The 17925-nt window shown below is 47.6% G+C and carries 14 protein-coding genes and 2 pseudogenes; 12 read left to right on the top strand and 4 right to left on the bottom strand.

The annotated features are described in order from the left end of the window. Window positions 1-213 precede the first annotated feature (213 nt). Genes DW096_RS06010 through DW096_RS06000 form a run of 3 tightly spaced genes read right to left on the bottom strand, consistent with a single transcriptional unit; the run spans window position 214 to window position 3605 of the window. Window positions 214-1302, bottom strand: a complete 1089-nt coding sequence (locus tag DW096_RS06010) for a 2-aminoethylphosphonate--pyruvate transaminase (protein ID WP_118273973.1) — start codon at window positions 1300-1302, stop codon at window positions 214-216. 36 nt (window positions 1303-1338) lie between these two features. After that, window positions 1339-2133, bottom strand: a complete 795-nt coding sequence (phnX, locus tag DW096_RS06005) for a phosphonoacetaldehyde hydrolase (RefSeq protein ID WP_118930894.1) — start codon at window positions 2131-2133, stop codon at window positions 1339-1341. A 14-nt stretch (window positions 2134-2147) separates the two neighbouring features. After that, a complete protein-coding gene (locus DW096_RS06000; protein ID WP_120028699.1) occupies window positions 2148-3605 on the bottom strand; it encodes a DUF5690 family protein in 1458 nt (485 codons plus the stop codon). On the opposite strand from DW096_RS06000, the pseudogene DW096_RS05995 reads away from it, so the two are divergent. The 5 genes and pseudogenes from DW096_RS05995 to DW096_RS05975 form a co-directional block, all read left to right on the top strand. Continuing rightward, window positions 3606-4153 (top strand): annotated as a pseudogene (locus tag DW096_RS05995) (hypothetical protein); the annotation flags it as partial. 97 nt (window positions 4154-4250) lie between these two features. After that, window positions 4251-6191 carry a heavy metal translocating P-type ATPase gene (locus tag DW096_RS05990; protein ID WP_120028700.1) on the top strand — a complete coding sequence of 647 codons (1941 nt, stop codon included), beginning with the start codon at window positions 4251-4253 and terminating at the stop codon, window positions 6189-6191. Window positions 6192-6196: 5 nt separating this feature from the next. After that, window positions 6197-6631, top strand: a complete 435-nt coding sequence (locus tag DW096_RS05985) for a Fur family transcriptional regulator (RefSeq protein ID WP_005831909.1) — start codon at window positions 6197-6199, stop codon at window positions 6629-6631. 71 nt (window positions 6632-6702) lie between these two features. After that, complete coding sequence (locus DW096_RS05980) at window positions 6703-8343, top strand: sigma-70 family RNA polymerase sigma factor (protein ID WP_118930895.1); 1641 nt, start codon at window positions 6703-6705, stop codon at window positions 8341-8343. 81 nt (window positions 8344-8424) lie between these two features. After that, window positions 8425-9222, top strand: a complete 798-nt coding sequence (locus DW096_RS05975; protein ID WP_009038096.1) for a bifunctional 2-polyprenyl-6-hydroxyphenol methylase/3-demethylubiquinol 3-O-methyltransferase UbiG — start codon at window positions 8425-8427, stop codon at window positions 9220-9222. Window positions 9223-9421: 199 nt separating this feature from the next. Here DW096_RS05975 and DW096_RS05970 read toward each other — a convergent pair whose 3' ends face one another. Beyond that, a complete protein-coding gene (locus DW096_RS05970) occupies window positions 9422-9907 on the bottom strand; it encodes a helix-turn-helix domain-containing protein (protein ID WP_118930896.1) in 486 nt (161 codons plus the stop codon). 380 nt (window positions 9908-10287) lie between these two features. On the opposite strand from DW096_RS05970, the gene DW096_RS05965 reads away from it, so the two are divergent. The 7 genes and pseudogenes from DW096_RS05965 (at window position 10288) to DW096_RS05930 (ending at window position 17905) form a co-directional block, all read left to right on the top strand. Beyond that, window positions 10288-11580 carry a site-specific integrase gene (locus DW096_RS05965; RefSeq protein WP_005654524.1) on the top strand — a complete coding sequence of 431 codons (1293 nt, stop codon included), beginning with the start codon at window positions 10288-10290 and terminating at the stop codon, window positions 11578-11580. Between the two features lie 2 nt (window positions 11581-11582). Next, complete coding sequence (locus DW096_RS05960; protein ID WP_005654523.1) at window positions 11583-12644, top strand: hypothetical protein; 1062 nt, start codon at window positions 11583-11585, stop codon at window positions 12642-12644. Between the two features lie 222 nt (window positions 12645-12866). Beyond that, window positions 12867-13175 carry a DUF3853 family protein gene (locus DW096_RS05955; protein ID WP_005654521.1) on the top strand — a complete coding sequence of 103 codons (309 nt, stop codon included), beginning with the start codon at window positions 12867-12869 and terminating at the stop codon, window positions 13173-13175. Between the two features lie 11 nt (window positions 13176-13186). Next, window positions 13187-14254 (top strand): AAA family ATPase, encoded by a 1068-nt coding sequence (locus DW096_RS05950; protein WP_120028701.1) that lies wholly within the window; start codon window positions 13187-13189, stop codon window positions 14252-14254. Between the two features lie 211 nt (window positions 14255-14465). Further along, a pseudogene (locus DW096_RS05945) lies at window positions 14466-14633 on the top strand (DNA primase); the annotation flags it as partial. Between the two features lie 562 nt (window positions 14634-15195). After that, entirely contained in the window at window positions 15196-17004 is a 1809-nt protein-coding gene (locus DW096_RS05935) for a reverse transcriptase/maturase family protein (protein ID WP_004308094.1), read from the top strand. 4 nt (window positions 17005-17008) lie between these two features. Continuing rightward, on the top strand, window positions 17009-17905 hold the full coding sequence (locus tag DW096_RS05930) for a toprim domain-containing protein (RefSeq protein WP_007478458.1): 897 nt from the start codon (window positions 17009-17011) through the stop codon (window positions 17903-17905). The last annotated feature ends 20 nt before the right edge of the window (window positions 17906-17925 follow it).

Genomic DNA, 17925 nt, shown 5'->3' with positions numbered 1-17925 from the left:
CCTCCGAAATTGGGTGCAAAAATACGAAAAGATAGCGTTTACAGACTTGACGAAGGTCAAATTTAATAGGGAAGCTTAAGAAGAAGGAAGGCGAAGGACAAATCATTCCATCATGGGGAAAATATTATTCCACCACTAGGAAAAAATCGTTCCACCATGGTGGAACGATTTTTCCTCCACGATGGAACGATTAAATCTATGCAGATTCGGAGCTTAGTATTTACACTCGCGAATTATCTCTATCAGCTGCCGGAAATCTTCGGGATGAACATCTCCGATATTGCCGATACGGAAAGTGTCGGCTTGCGAAATCTTTCCCGGATAGATGACAAATCCACGCTCTTTCAGTTGTGTGTAGAAAGCTTTGAAATTGAAATCGGCATGAGGATAGAGGAAAGAAGTAATAACGGGCGATTGAATCTCGTCCGGCAGCAACGTTTGGAAACCGAGGGAACGCATGCCGTCTACCAGCACGCGGTGGTTCTCGCAATATCTGTTGTGACGGGCCTCCACACCGCCCTCCTCTGCCAGTTCGTCCATGGCTTGCTTGAAGGCGCGGACCACGTGTGTAGGAGAAGTAAAACGCCATTTGCCATGTCCTTTCTCCATGGCTTCCCATTGGTCGTAAATGTCGAGAGAGAGTGACTTGGAGACGCCCTTGCAGTGCAACAGCTCGGAACGGCGGGCGATGATGAAGCCAAACCCCGGAACACCCTGGATGCACTTGTTGGCACTGCTGATGAGGAAGTCTATGCCCAGTTCGTGTACATCGAGGGGAACACCGCCGAAGCTGCTCATGGCGTCTACAATCAGTTTCTTGCCGTGCATCTTGACGAGGTGGGCTATCTCCTTGAGGGGATTGAGCACGCCGGTAGTGGTTTCGCAATGCACCACGGCAACGTGAGTGATTTCGGCATTGTGCGAAAGATAGTCGTCGACGTAGCTGACGGAGACTTGCTCTGTTTCGTCAAAAGCAAGCATGTCGTACGAGATGCCGTGATACTCGGCGATGTTGCCCATGCGGTCGCCGTAGGCGCCGTTGCTCAGTATGAGAAGTTTGTCGCCAGGCTTGATGACGCTACCGATGACGGCTTCCACACAGTACGTGCCGCTGCCTTGCAGGAGGATGGAAGTATAGTCTCCGGTATGCTGGGTGGCGAGGGAGACGAGGGACTTACGGATTTCTTCCACAATGTGGAGGTTGTAGTCTTCGTCCCAAGTACACCAGTCGGTCAGCATGGCTTCCTTGACGGTTTGTGAGGTAGTAAGGGGGCCGGGGGTAAGGAGAATGTAGGGTTTCATATGCATTGAGTTTTTAAGTTTATACGTTTATAAGGGTTACAAAATCTCAAGTTTACGGTTTATCTCGGCGATGACTGCGGGGAGCTCGGCAATGGTATCGACCACATAGTGGGCACCGGCGGCAAGCATGCGGCGGCGGACATCGGCCTTACGGGCTTCGAGCTCATCGGCAGGCAAGGAGGAGACTTCCTCTTGTGTCAGTCCCAGTTCGTTACTGCCGAGGACTACGCCGACGGTCCATGCTTTGGCATTGATACCCTCCTTGATGTCGGCGATGGTATCGCCATACTTCAACACACAATCTACGGAGGGGATGGCGAGGTCTGCCATATTCTTATATATCATGTAGGGAGCAGGACGGCCTGCAGGCAACCCGTCGGGAGTGACGCAATTATCTACCGCATAGCCTTTGGCTGTGGCGGCAGGCAGCACAACATCCATCATAGAACGGGTATAGCCGGTGGTGGAGCCAATGCGGATGCCTTGCGCACGCAGTGCGGAAATCGTTTCCACCACACCGGGAATAGGGTCGGTATAATCTTCGAGCGAGGCAAACAACACCCGTTGGAATTCGGCATAACGTGCCTGCACGTCTTCCTCACCGGCGGGACGGCCGAATTTCCGTTCAAATTCCGTCCGGACACGTTCTATATTGAACAGTGCACGGATTTCTTCTACTTTGGTCAGCCCCATGTGCGCACGTGTTTCAGCAGCAGTGACGGGAACGCCGATGGCCCGAAAGCTCTCGACAAAGGCGGCGACGGGAGCAAAACAACCGTAATCGACGGCAGTTCCTGCCCAGTCCATAATGATACATTCAATTCTTTTCATACGATATATTATTATTATTCAGTCTCAAGAAGCAAGGAATTGCCCGGCCGGGACCAACGGCGCAAACGGAAAAGGGAAGAGCCCAACGGTCCCGAAGCATTCTCCTTGCGATAGCGCTGCACCAAGTAGACAGCCGAGCATAGGAAAGCCACGCTGCACACAATGCCGACATAGCCCGACATCAGGTTATAGAAATCCAGCCAGTTGATGTCCGGATTGAAGAATTCCTTGAATACCAATACCACCACCGTACCGGTATACCCGATAAAATCGAGTGTGACAATAAAGAACCCCACATTCCCCTTGATGCGGAAGCAGGCGATGAAACGCTCGAAGAACAACGTCTGGAAGCTGAGGTAAACAGTATAGAGCGACAAACTCTGGAGGAACAGCCACGTCATGGGTGGCAGTTGCAACCCATCGTAATTGAAGGCCACGAATCCCAAGGTCGCTGTGCCGCACGTCACAAGCACCAGCAGCAGGCACAGCACCTTTATATTACTCCTCACCGCGGACATCAGCCCGAAAAGCAACAAGATAATCAGTGTCACCACCGCATCTACCTTGGCAAATGCCCACGACGACAGCTCCGCCGCCTCCACATCCAGAATCTTCACCAGGAAGTCCTCCTTGATGTCCTGCAAGACGGTGATGAACAAGTTTGCCGCAAACAGCATCAGCAATACCGGCATGAAGCTCTTGAAGAGGTCCGCACGCGCCCTGCCGTCCAGCGTCACCCGTTCCGAGCGTAGTGCCCGGTCTGCCGCGGTAGGTTGCGGCATTCTCGTCATCAGCCAGCCCAGCAACGACAGCAGCGGGAAGGCAAAGGCACCGATAAAGGCAGGCATCCAGAACTCACTGATGTGGAGATGCTCCATCACAAACAGCCCGACGGACTTTGCCGTGCCCGAACTGATGGCAATGCTCAGCCCCATCAGGCTCGCCAGCAGGTCCGTCACCCGCCGCCCCTCGAGGAAACTGAAAATCACTCCCCACATGCATCCCAACGAAAGCCCGTTGAAGAACAGCGCAAAGACATTCAGCGGCCGGGGCAACGCTCCGAACAGCACCAGCGAAAGCTCGGCCACCGCCACCGAGAGGATGATGAACTTCAGACGGTTCTCCTTCTTCAGTTCCGAAATTACCTTGATACCAATCAGCTTGGAAATAAAATAGCCGGAAATCTGCACGATGCTGGTTGCCGTCTTGTAATCCATCCCGAAGAAGTCGAGCCCGTCGAAGCCCGCAGCCGTAAACGGCTTGCGCAGCGCATAGACCAGTGAATAGGAGAGCAAAGCCGCTCCACCCGCCCAAAGGATGAACAAGGCATCAGCCAGTCTCTTGCTCTGTATTATCTGTTTTTTCTCACCGTTGAACATAGTGTGTCGTTTAAGTTGGTTCTTGATTTCGGCGGCAAAGATAGAGGCGGGTGCTGACAGCAAAAATGAATTTCCATTATTAATAAACTTCATGAGATGCTCCACTCGGCGCAGGAAGTGTACAATTACAGCGGCATCTACATCAGTTACAGCCTCTCTTCCTCCTCCAATGCCTTAAAGGTGGAGCCACCCCTGCCGACAGCAACGACCACGTCAAAGTGGTGCACATGAGCGCCTACAACACCACCCACTTCGGCACTGCTGTCTTCAACAACCACCAGAATGCCTATATCTTCTTCAACGAACGCGAGGCGCCCCAACTGGCCTTGTCCACCATCTACCTGCAACTGCCCATGTACGACTTTCCCCACCTGCTCAAAGGGCTCTACCTCTGTCTGGACTACAACCGCAACCCCATAGCCCGCCGCATCCTCTTCATCAAACACTCGGACAGCACCTCCATGGACGACTTCCTGGAACTGAAAGGCCAACTCATCCCCCAAGACCAGCTGACCGACGAGCAACGCCCCTACTACAACTACACCTGCCAGCCGGGCGACTTCATCAAAACCTGCTCCGTCCCCTCTCCCCTGCTGAACGAGAAAGACCTGGAACGGGAGAAGCGGATGCTGGAAATCTAAGACAGCCCGGACAGTCCGGGAATTTTCACTTTGCAACCAAGTTGCATCTCCTTTCCGCTACCTTTGCAGCAGAAAATAGAAAATAGGAGGAAACAATATGAGTTGCAAATGCTGCTGCACACACGGACATACAGCGATACAAAAAAAAAGAAACAGTCTGCTGAAAGATTATTGGAGAATCATCCTCTCCGCCCTATTGCTCTTCGGAGGGCTCATCCTGAATGCTACTGACGCCACCTTCTTCAAGGGAGAGTATGTACCTTTTATATGGTACTTGCTTGCCTATCTCCCCGTAGGCCTCCCGGTGATGAGGGAAGCCTGGGAAAGCATCCTGCAAAAGGACGTGTTCAGCGAATTCACCCTTATGTCCATCGCCACCCTCGGCGCCTTCTATATAGGCGAATATCCCGAAGGCGTTGCCGTCATGCTCTTCTACTCCTTGGGAGAGCTCTTTCAGGACAAAGCCGTAGACAAAGCCAAGCGTAACATCAGCGCCCTGCTCGACGTACGTCCCGAAACGGCAACGGTCATCAGAAACGGCAGTACGCTTGTCGAAGCTCCCCAACGTGTGCAGGTAGGCGAAACCATCGAAGTAAAAGCCGGAGAGCGTGTCCCCCTGGACGGAACGATGCTGGACGAAGTTGCCGCCTTCAACACCTCCGCACTGACGGGAGAAAGTGTTCCCCGCAACATCCGCCAGGGCGGGGAAGTGCTTGCCGGAATGATTGCGACCGACAAAGTCGTACGCATCCAAGTCACCAAACCCTTCGAGAAAAGTGCTCTTTCCCGTATATTGGAACTGGTGCAGAATGCCTCCGAGCGCAAAGCGCCGGCAGAACTTTTCATCCGTAAGTTTGCCCGTATCTATACACCCGCCGTCACCGGACTGGCGGCATTGATTGTACTGCTCCCCTTCCTCTATTCGCTGGCAGATGCACAATTCTCGTTCATCTTCAATGACTGGCTATACAGGGCATTGGTCTTTCTGGTTATCTCCTGCCCGTGCGCCCTCGTCGTAAGCATTCCGTTAGGCTACTTCGGAGGAATCGGCGCCGCCTCCCGCCTGGGTGTCCTCTTCAAAGGTGGCAACTACCTCGATGCCATCACCCAAGTCAACACGGTGGTATTCGACAAGACGGGTACGCTGACCAAAGGCACCTTCGATGTACAATCCTGCCAGGCACAACCGGGAGTTACGGAAGAGAAGTTGATACAGCTTGCCGCCTCGGCAGAGCGAAACAGTACGCACCCCATAGCCAAAGCCATCATAAGCTATGCCAAACAAAGGGATATAGAGCTGATTGCCACAACGGACGTTACGGAGATTGCCGGCCACGGACTGCAAGCCACTATGGATGGAACGCGTGTCCTGGTGGGCAACACCCGCCTGCTGACTAAGTTCGGGATAGAATATCCCGATGAATTGTCATCAATTGTCGATACGATTGTGGCCTGCGCCATCGGAACAAAATATGCCGGTTATCTGTTGCTATCAGACACATTAAAGGAAGATGCCGTCAACGCCGTCAAAGAATTAAAAGCTTTAAATATCAATAATATTCAGATATTATCGGGAGACAAACAAGCCATTGTTACTAACTTTGCAGAAAAGCTAGGCATCACCCAGGCATACGGAGACCTGCTGCCGGACGGAAAGGTGAAGCACATCGAGGCACTCCGCAGCAACCCTGCCAACCGAATAGCCTTTGTGGGCGACGGCATCAATGATGCCCCGGTTCTTGCCCTTAGCCATGTGGGCATCGCCATGGGCGGACTTGGCAGCGATGCCGCCATCGAAACCGCCGATGTAGTGATACAGACAGACCAGCCTTCGAGAGTGGCCACCGCCATTCATGCGGGCAGGCAAACCCGCCGGATTGTCTGGCAGAACATCTCGCTGGCTTTCGGAGTGAAGCTGCTTGTCCTCATCCTCGGTGCCGGTGGAATCGCTACACTTTGGGAAGCTGTCTTTGCCGACGTAGGCGTCGCCCTCATTGCGATAGTGAACGCCATACGCATACAAAAACTTATTAAATAGAAAAAATGGAAGAAAAGAAATATTTGGACCTATTGGCCAAAAGGGACATACAGCCCACTGCCATCCGCATCCTGGTATTGCGCACCATGATGCAGGCAGGCCGTTCCGTCTCATTGCTCGACCTTGAAACCATGCTGGATACGGTGGACAAATCCACCATCTTCCGTACCCTTACCCTATTCCTCTCCCATCATCTGATACACAGTATAGATGACGGGACGGGTTCCTTCAAGTATGCCGTGTGCAGCGACAGTTGCTCTTGCGACGTAAGCGACCTGCACACCCATTTCCATTGCGAGAAATGCAACAAAACCTTCTGCTTCACCAACATTCCCACTCCGGTGGTGAAGCTGCCTCAAGGATTTACGCTGAACAGCATCAACTATGTACTGAAAGGCATTTGTCCGGACTGTGCAGCAGAAGTCAACCGGGAGGCTTAGTTAAAAAATAAAAATCCATGCAGTCATTCATGTTCTTCTCTATCCTTAAGAAATAACATTGAGACAAACACATGGATACAAAAGCTCTTGTCACTTTATGCCAGAAGGGAAACGGGCAGGCCTTGAGCCTGCTCTACGAAAACTATTCAGAGAAAATGCTGAAAGTATGCCTACGCTATATTCCCGACCCAACGATAGCCCAAGATCTTCTTCACGACGGTTTTGTCATCATATTCACTTCCATTCATTCGCTGCGCAACCCGGAGAAACTGGAATACTGGATGAAAAAGATTATGAGAAACCTGGCACTGCAATACCTCAACCATGCCAATGCCAACCCCACCATCCCATTGACAGATATTCCGGAAGAGGAAGAGCCTGCTGAAAATCCTTTTTGTCCGGATTTCATTTCGTACGATAAGATGCTGGATATAGTGGAGAGCCTTCCGGAGGGCTACTGCAAGGTATTTAAACTGGCAGTACTGGAAGGATTGTCCCACAAAGAAATCGGAGATTTACTGGGTATAGCGCCACACTCCTCTTCCTCCCAATTGTTCCGGGCGAAAATTTTACTTAAAAAGATGCTGGCAGGATACCGTGTATTCATTGTTTTGACAGTATTGCTCCTCTTTCCAACGCTGTATGACTATCTGTACAGAGAGAAAAAGAGTATCAGGGAAAACCGTTTGTCCAAAGTTTCTTCCAGGCAAGCCGGGAGTACGCAACAAACAAAGAAAACCGATACTCCCCGAACCGACGAACAATGCCATACCAAAGAAAATCTGAACAAAAGGGAACGAATCATCCCTCCCGTTCCAGTTTCCACAGAATGGCCCCTTGCCATACCCACAATGAAAGATAGCATCCACAAATATCCCATACCTTCTCCATTCACCGGACAGACCATCACCAACCGGCAGATGGCTTTCGTCTTCTCCCCTTCCCTGATGCCGCCAACCCGCAAGAAGAAATCCGGAAAATGGAAGTTGATGCTGGCTGGTTCACTCGGACCGCAACTGGCACAGAACTTATATAAGCTGATTGCCACTCCACATACCGACGGCATTTCAAGTGACTTCCCTCAACAAGTCAGTACGTGGGAAGAGTATTATTCTTATCTGCACACCCGCTATCAGCAGGGTACTCTGGGAAAAGATTCCATCGGACTCATGCAGATTGCCCAGAATAACAGCGGCAGGATTGTTGAGAACCAGCAACATCATGCCCCCATCGTCGTGGGACTCTCTCTCAGCAAGAAATTGAATGAGCGTTGGAGTCTGGAAACCGGATTGCAATATACGCTTCTCAGGTCGGAGTTCACTACCGGCGAAGCATTCCGCATTCAAGACAACCAGAAGTTGCATTATATCGGCATTCCTCTCCGGCTTTCCTACCGTTTCTGGCATTACAAACGTTTCTCCAGTTATGCCACGGCAGGCATGCAGGTGGATATCCCCATAAAAGGGACACTCCAAAGCTTCCATGTCACGGACAGTATTCCACACAAGCTCGACAGCCAGCCGGTAAGTGCTCCCTGGCAGTGGTCGGTCAACACAAGTATAGGCATACAATATCGCCTCACACCCCAGGCAGGCATCTATCTGGAGCCGACTGTAAACTATTATATCCCCGACGGCAGCCAACTGCGCACCATCCGAAAGGAACACCCGTTCACATTCACCCTCCCGGTAGGCCTCCGCATTTCCTGGTAAAAAAACGATGCGCCACGCAGTCTTTTACCCGACTGATTATCTATTTATATGGATAATCAAACTCAAGAAGGAACAAAGAACATGCAGAAACGACATACCGACCGGGAAAGCTACTTTGATGAACAGTCACAGACCAGCAAGAACTATTATATCCCCTACATAAAGGAAGTCATCGGACACATCCCCGATAAAGTGCTGGAAGTGGGCTGTGGAGAGGGAGGCAATCTGCTTCCCTTTGCCAAAGCCGGTTGCCGGGTGATGGGCGTAGACATTGATGCCATGCGAATAGAGCAAGCCAGGACCTTCTTCACCCAAAGGCATCAGCAGGGACAGTTCATTGCCACCGACATTTTCCAGCTTGAGGACAAGGCTACGAATTTTCCCCTGATTCTTCTACACGATGTAATAGAGCATATCAGAGACAAAGAACGGTTCCTCTCCGGCCTACAAAAACATTTGTCTGCCGACGGAGCTGTATTTGTAGGGTTTCCCGCCTGGCAAATGCCATTCGGAGGCCACCAGCAGATAGCACACAGCCACATTGTTTCACATTTCCCTTTTCTCCACCTCCTTCCCCGCACTTTATACAGATGGATATTAAGACTATGCGGTGAGCAGGAACGCGTAATCACGGAGCTACTGGATATAAAGAGCACCGGATGCACCATCGAACTGTTCAATCGCATCGCCCGGCAAGCCAACTATCAAATCATTGACCGGAGACTGTACCTTATAAACCCACATTATAAAATCAAATTCGGCTTGTCCCCACGAAGGCTCAACGGAGTTATTGCTGCTATCCCGTACATAAGAAACTTCTTTTGTACAAGTTGCTTTTACATATTAAAGAAAGGGACTAAAACTGTTAATCACTACTGATTTCCCAGCTTTAGAATTGATTCCGAACCATCAATTTAAGATTATATATTCAGAAGAAACCATTAAATTTCTGAATAGCCCTGATGAAAGAGGGTGTGTAGAAACCCTCATAAACTAAAAAATCACCCTCGCTGCAGATGGTTGTAGCGAAGGTGATTTCAATAAAAGGGGAACTTGCACTTCCTCCCTTTTAATGTTTTTACATCGTTACTTGGTTCATTACAGCCTCGTCAGGTGTCGTTCCTATTTCATCGGCAAATAATATGTGGGTGATAGCCCCTCTCGGGGTCGGAGTTTCGATTTTAATTCTTTGACCTTGGTACATCTCCGGAATATCAACCAGCTTACATCTATGGGCTTCGTTATTGCCAAAACTGACATAATAGTCTTTCCCTATTACCAGCTTTACAGGTTTACGTTGAGAGAAATGAGTCGGACAAACAGAGCTATCCACTTTTATATCTATCACAAAACCAAGAGCGGATGTTACCTTAGATAGTATATCAATGCTCACATTATAAGCCCCTTTCTCTATCTTGGCTATATTAACACGATTAACACCACAAAGATTAGCCAATTCCTCTTGGGTCATATTTCTCTTCTTGCGAAGAATGGCTAACCGACTACCAATCCGTTCACGTTCTTTCAAAATCTTCTCTGTACATTTTCCTTCGTGAATTTTCATAAATCTGTTGCAGAATTTAAAGTGTTGCCCCCACTTCTAATAGTTATTGGTTTTTGAACAGACAAAAGTAGATATTAATTTTGAATTGTAGCACATTTACTACAACTATTTTCTAAATGAATATAAAAGGTAGGGGGAGTAGAAGAAAAGAAAAAGCCCCTGAATTACTGGAATTCAAGGACTTACAAACTTCTTTTTACTATATCCGTGGAGCTGGAGGGAGTCTCTCGAACCTTTTTATAAAATATCATAATCTATCAAACATCAGATTATTAAATAGTTATATTTAGCTATCATCTATCTAAATATCTCTTAATATCATTGCATATCTCAATTATTGGGTGTACTTTTGGGTGTAACTTTTCAAATACACCCAGTTTATGAACATCAAGAGAAATATCATCTTCGCACTGGAAAACCGTAAAAAAGATGGCATTCCTATCACTCAAAATGTACCCATCCGTATGCGTGTCGTTTTTGCAAGCCAACGGATTGAGTTTACAACAGGCTATCGGATTGATATGGAGAAATGGGATGCAGACAAGCAACGGGTAAGAAACGGCTGTACCAATAAGCTGAAACAAAGCGCATCAGAAATCAACACCGAACTACTGCGTCAATACACCGAGATACAGAATGTGTTCAAGGAGTTCGAAGTACAAGACATAATGCCCACCCCTGCACAAATCAAAGAGGCTTTCAATCTAAAAATGAAAGGAGAAAAGGAAGAGAGCCATCATGAGAAAGAGGAAGTGAAATTAGACTTCATGAAACTCTTTGATGAGTTTGTTGCCGAATGCAGCAAACAAAATGACTGGTCATCCTCTACTCTAAAGAAGTTTGCAACAGTAAAAAAGCACATCGCAACTTTTGATCCGAACACGACATTTGAGAGCTGGACGGAAAGACACTTCAATGAGTATATAGATTACTTACGCAGTGATAAAGATATGCGCAACACTTCCATAGCCAAGCAAATCAAGTTCTTGAAATGGTTTTTACGTTGGACTAACCGAAAAGGGTATCATCAAAACACCGCTTATGACAAATTCATGCCCAAAATGAAAAGTGCACCGAAAAAAGTAATATTCCTTACCCGGAATGAATTGGACAAAATCAGAGCCTGCCAGATACCTGCTGCCAAACAATACCTTGAAAGAGTAAGGGATGTTTTATTATTTTGTTGCTTCACAGGTCTTCGGCATTCTGATGTGTATAACTTGAAACGCAGCGACGTGAAAGAGGAACACATAGAAATTACCACCATCAAAACGGCTGACAGCCTTATTATTGAGCTGAATGACCACAGCAAAGCTATTCTTGAAAAATATAAAGATATTCCTTTCCAAAACAATAAAGCATTGCCAGTGGTAAGTAATCAGAAGATGAACGAGTATTTGAAAGAGTTAGGAGAACTGGCAGAAATAGACGAACCTGTACGGGAAACCTACTACAAGGGAAATGAACGAATAGACGAAGTCACACCTAAATATGCCTTGTTGAGCACCCATACTGGCAGACGCACATTTATTTGTAATGCTTTGGCTCTGGGCATTCCGGTGCAAGTGGTCATGAAATGGACAGGGCATAGCGACTACAAAGCCATGAAACCTTACATTGACATAGCAGACGACATCAAAATTCAGGCAATGAACAAATTTAATCTCCTATAAACATGAATACGATAACAACCCTCATACCCCAATACGGAGAGCTGAACAGAATCAGCAAAGACTGGATTGTAAGCCATACTTTCTCTTTTGAAAAGCAGAAATTCATCGTTGATTTCTACTCGGAATGGAGCGATATAAAGGCTTTTGAACAAGCTATCCTTGAACTGGTGCTGCATACACCGCCAGAACCATGTACCCTGCTGCTGAAAAGTCTGAAAAAGGAAGTCAGAGAATACACACGGCTTTATGAAGCTTACAGCCTTCCCCATGATGAAGTGATTATGCGTGTATGCAACCAATACGCAGACAGCTACAAGGAAGCCATCAAGGAAGAGATGGAAGTGGTAAACAGGCTACGCAAACCGATGAACGAAGCCAACAACCGCTATGATACCATTGGCTACCGAGAGCATACACCCGAAGAAGAAAAGCTGGCGGAAAGAGAATATGAGCGTTGCAAGGCTGAATATGAAAGGGAGAAAGCCCAGCTGGACCATCTTTATGAGCAGCAAACCCTTCTCTGGAAAGAAGCCCGGCAATACATGAAAAACCGTTGCGACGACATCTACCTGCTTAGCTTACACTTCATGGGCATCCTGACCAAATATGTACCGGACGAAGAAAACCAACCGAACGAAGCAGACAGGCAGAGCCGTACAGACAGCCAGCCAGAAACAGAAACGGCAACCGCATCGGCTACAGCTACGACTGCCGGATTGCCTGAATATTTCAGCATGAAACTGATTTCCCTCATTCATGAAATTTGTGTAGGGGAACAGTTTGAAGACATTACCGCACCGGATTTCTATGCCTGCATGAATCTGCATCCCTGCCAGTGCGTACTGAAAATAAAGCCAAGGGAAAAGATACGGGTATGCTATCTGATTTCCCTGATGAAGGAGCAGTTGCCAGAGCAGGATAAGGACAAATGGAAGGAAGCCATCCTGAAACACCTGGATATTGATGAAGACTATTACAAGTCCAAGTACAGGGAACCCGTCTCCGATTTACCCAGTATTCCCAACCAAAAGTTCGCCAAGGAAATGGACGGAATATTCCGATAACCCGTGATATTCCAATATATTTTACGACATGACCACTTATACCACTCAAAATAATTTTTGAGTGGTATTTTTATTTCTTGATATTCAGCGATATAACAAAACAATCCGTTTATATCATCCACATACTTACCACTCAAAACCCTACCTAATTTTGCATCGTTCGAGAACAGAAAAAAACAGCCTGTGCGCAGGGCTATTGTCAAACAAGTAATCATACGGACGATGAACAATCTCAAAGAACTGTTAGTGAAACCCGTCTGGCAGATGACAGGCGAAGAGTTCCTTTTTTTAAGCAGACACGCTTCGGTACAGGCAGAGGCGCAACCGCAGCCAACCACCGACACGGAAAGAAAGTACGTGTACGGCATACTCGGCATAGCCAAGCTTTTCGGATGCAGCCTGCCCACAGCCAACCGCATCAAGAAAAGCGGAAAGATAGACAAAGCCATTACCCAGATTGGACGCAAGATTATTGTGGATGCGGAACTGGCACTGGAACTGGCTGGAAAGAAAACCGGAGGACGCAGATAAAGGAGGTGATTATGGACTATATAAAAGAAATATCACCCGAACAAGCCGTTATCCTCTGGCAGGAATCCCGGCTAAGTCTGTCAAGATGCTACGAAAAAGCCCCCGAAATTCTGAAAGTACACGGCTCTGTCATCGGGACGCTGGGCAATTTCAGCGCATCCATCGGCAAAGCCAAGAGCAAGAAAACCTTCAATGTATCGGCTATCGTAGCCGCTGCATTGAAGAACAGTACCGTGTTACGATATGCGGCTGAACTGCCCGAGGAAAAGCGGAAAGTGCTTTATATAGATACGGAGCAAAGCCCCTACCACTGCCTGAAAGTGATGAAGCGGATTCTGCGGATGGCAGGATTGCCCGACGACAGGGACAGCGGTTATCTGGAGTTTCTCGCTTTGAGAAAATACACCCCGGAACAGCGCATCAGCATTGTAGAACAGGCTATCTACCACTCACCGGATATTGGGCTGGTCATCATAGACGGCATCCGGGATATGGTGTACGACATCAACAGCCCCGGTGAATCCACCCGCATCATATCCAAGCTGATGCAGTGGACGGACGACAGGCAGATTCATATCCATACGATACTGCATCAGAACAAGGGGGATGAGAACGCAAGAGGGCACATCGGTACGGAACTGAACAACAAGGCAGAAACAGTCCTGCTGGTGGAAAAGGACAAGGGGAACAGCGACATCAGCCATGTTTCCGCCATGCACATCCGGGCGATGGATTTCGAGCCTTTTGCATTCCGCATCAACGACCGAGCCCTGCCCGAACTTGCGGAAGGTTACAAGCCGGAAGTAAGGAAGCCGGGAAGACCCTCGGTGGAAAAGTTTGACCCTTACAAGGATATTTCAGAACCGCAGCACCGTGCCGCACTGGAAGCCGCTTTTGCACTGAAAGAGGAATACGGCTACAAGGAGCTGGAAGACACCTTAATCAGGACTTATCTGGCAGAGGGGGTTAGGCTGAATCACCAGAATGCAGTGGCACTTATCACCATGCTGCGCAACAAACGGATGATAGTACAGGAAAACGGCAGGAAGTATTCCTTCAAGCCCGATTACCACTATTAACCGGCTACATCGAAAATCACTTCACTTTATTCCCGTATCCTATATATACGACAATTTAGTGAAGTGATTTCAGAAACAGACTAATCGCTTCACTTTATTCCGGGGGGCTATATATTAGGAGTTTAGTGAAGTGATTGTACAGACCGCATAGTTTTAAGAGTTGCGGGCAAAAAAAGAAATAATCAAAGTACTCACTAAAAACGATTTCCTTATGAACATCGAGACTGCAAAACAAATCAATCTGGCTGACTACCTGCACAGCCTGGGTTATTCACCCGTCAAACAGCAGGGTATCAACCTCTGGTACAAATCTCCCTTGAGGGAAGAAACAGAGGCTTCCTTCAAAGTGAACACCGAACGCAACCAGTGGTACGACTTCGATGCGCCCATATAGGCTACACAATAAATATCTCTATGGCAAGAGATTAGGTTAGAGTTCAACAGACCTATCCTCAACGACTTAGCTGGAGGAGAAATCCAAAGGTGACAAAAGCATGTCGGTAAAGTCATTAGTCAGCTAAATACCAAGCTGCGACTGCATGGCGAGAGGAAAAGACAGACACAAGGATGAAGCCTGATTGGTTGAACGATAGTTCTGCTGCACACGTACCAGCCCCGACGAAAGGTATTTGATTCACGTCGGGCTGAAGCACCCCATGTAAACCGAAATTACAATGGAGCAGGAGCTGGCTTCAGAGCAACCACAATAAGTGGAATAGGAACGTAAGTCGCATCCGACAGTCTGCCGAGCCAAACAGTTATTGTGAAAGCAAATGGGGATTCCCTAAATCAGAATGCCGTAAGGCTATGGGCATAGGACCCTGAATATCTGACATGGGAACGGAGCTTCCGTAGTAGTCCGAGCAAGGGAAAGCCTTGTACATGGCGAAGGGAAGCAGTTAGATAACTTAATACAAATAATGGAAAATGTGTGAGACATTATGAGAAGTCCTGAGCAAGTATTAAAAGCTTTAAACAAGCATGGTAAAGTTTCGGATTACAAATTCGAAAGGCTGTACCGTATCTTATTCAATGAGGAGATGTTTCATGTTGCTTACCAGCGTATTTACGCCAAACCAGGCAATATGACACCCGGTACGGATGGGAAAACCATCAATCGGATGAGTCTTCAAAGAATAAACAAAGTCATTGCATCTTTGAGAGATGAGTCTTACAAGCCTAATCCGGCAAAAAGGATATACATACCCAAGAAAAACGGTAAGAAAAGACCGCTTGGAATTCCTTCCTTTGAGGACAAACTTGTACAGGAGGTGGTGCGCATGATTCTTGAAGCCGTCTATGAAGAGGTGTTTGCAAACACCTCACATGGATTCAGACCAAACAGAAGCTGCCATACCGCATTGACCCATATCCAAAAGACATTTACAGGTACAAAATGGTTTGTGGAAGGAGACATTAAAGGATTCTTCGACAACATAGACCACAATGTATTGATTGCAACTTTGCGGAAACGGATTGCCGATGATAGATTTCTAAGGCTTATCCGCAAGTTGTTGAATGCGGGATATATTGAAGACTGGAAGTTTCATAATACAAACAAGGGAACTCCACAAGGCGGTAATATCAGTCCTATACTGGCAAACATTTATCTTGATAATTTTGACAAGTATATGGAAGAATACGCCCTACGCTTCAATAAGGGAAAAGAAAGACACATCACCAAAGAATACAAGCAACTTAGCGATAAGATGCAACGCATCCTTAAAAGCATCAAGAACATACAGGATGCAGATGTCAGATTACAGCTTAGGGATGAGTATGAGAAACTGAGACGTGAAAGGCAAAAGATTGAGAGCAGAGACAGTATGGATGAAACATACAGAAGGCTTCGATACGTAAGATACGCAGATGATTTCCTCATTGGTGTTATCGGAAGCAAGGCAGAGTGCGTTAAAATCAAGTCGGACATTACCAAGTATATGGAAGAAAACCTCAAGCTGGAACTGTCACAGGAAAAGACATTGATAACAAACGCACAAAAGCCCGCGAAATTTCTTGGCTTCGATGTTTCAGTCCGTAAGTCTGATGCTATCAAGCGGGACAAGAACAATGTGCCAGCCCGTTATTACAACGGTAAGATAGTCCTAAAGGTCGCCATAGAAACGGTGCGGAACAAACTGGAAGAATACAGCGCCATCAGATACAAGGTAGAAAATGGCCGACAAGTTTGGTTTGCAAAGTTCAGAGGCAATCTTATGAAGAAGAAAATCGAGGACATAGTGGCGGCATATAACTCTGAAATCAGAGGGTTCTACAACTACTACTGCATTGCCAACAACGTGGCATACGCGCTCTCAAAGTTTGGATACATCATGGAGTACAGTATGTACCATACCATTGCAGGAAAAACCAATAGCACTGTAAGCAAAGTCATTGACAAATATAAGGTTGGGAATGACATTATAGTGCCATATCAGGATGCAAAAGGTAAATTACGGTACAGGAAATTCTATAATGAGGGATTCAAACGTAAACCACCAATGTACTATACGGAGGTAAACGACTTATCCTACACAATCGCAATTCCACAGCCGACACTTACTGAGCGATTGGATGCGAGAACATGTGAATTATGTGGAAAAGTCGGACCTGTAGTCATGCGTCATGTCAGAAAGCTAAATCAGCTTAAAGGAAAAACTGAATGCGACAGGCTGATGCTTGAAAAGCATAGGAAGACATTGGTTGTCTGTGAAAAGTGTTATGCCAAAATACACAGCCATGCTAAATAAAGTCATGTTATCAACGGAGAGCCGTATGCGTGGAGACATGCAAGTACGGTTTGGGGGCAGGTACGGGAAAACCTACTGCCGAAAGGCAGTAAGGCGTTCTGTACCGAGCCTACGTTTAGGGAAAGGGGGCGGTATCATTGAACTGGCTGCACACCTGTATGCTACCGACCATGTACCTTACCTGCTGGAGCGGATTGCGGAACAAACACCGCATGTACACCCGGTATCTTTCTCTTTTGGCAAGCAAGACTCTTTCGGTCCGAGCTTCCAGCAGCTGGAGATAGTACCGCTATCGTCTCCTGCCCTGCTTTCCTATTTACAAGGTAGAGGAATAAATCTGGAACTGGCAAAAAGAGAATGTAGTGAAGCCCGTTACACCCACAACGGCAAGCGTTACTTTGCCATCGCATTCCCTAACGGTTCGGGTGGGTTTGAGGTTCGTAACCCCTATTTCAAGGGCTGCATCGCCCCCAAGGAAATCTCCCACATCAGACAGGCGGGAAAAGCAAGGACTGCCTGCTATGTGTTCGAGGGTTTCATGGACTACCTTTCCTTTCTGACATTGAGACAGGAAAGCTGCCCGAATTATCCGGAATTGGACGGGCAGGACTACATTGTATTGAACTCCGTATCGAATATAAACAAGGCTCTCTATCCGTTGGGCAATTACGAACGCATCCACTGCTTTTTCGACAACGACCATGCAGGAATGGAAGCACTCCGGCAAATCCGCATGGAATACGGCAGAGACCGGTACATCCGGGACGCTTCGCAGATTTACAGCGGATGCAAGGACTTGAACGAATACTTACAGAAACAGATTGAAAGAAAAAGGCAGCTCCAGTCCGCCAAAGGGGTGCGCAGCCAATCACCGGAGAAGAAGAACGGCTTCCGGTTATAGCCCACTATAACTACACGCTC

It is taken from the genome of Bacteroides sp. AM07-18, assembly GCF_003602695.1.
Taxonomy (GTDB): Bacteria; Bacteroidota; Bacteroidia; order Bacteroidales; family Bacteroidaceae; genus Bacteroides; species Bacteroides uniformis.
Note: the sequence above shows the minus strand (reverse complement) of the source record. Positions and strands in the feature narration are given on the sequence as shown.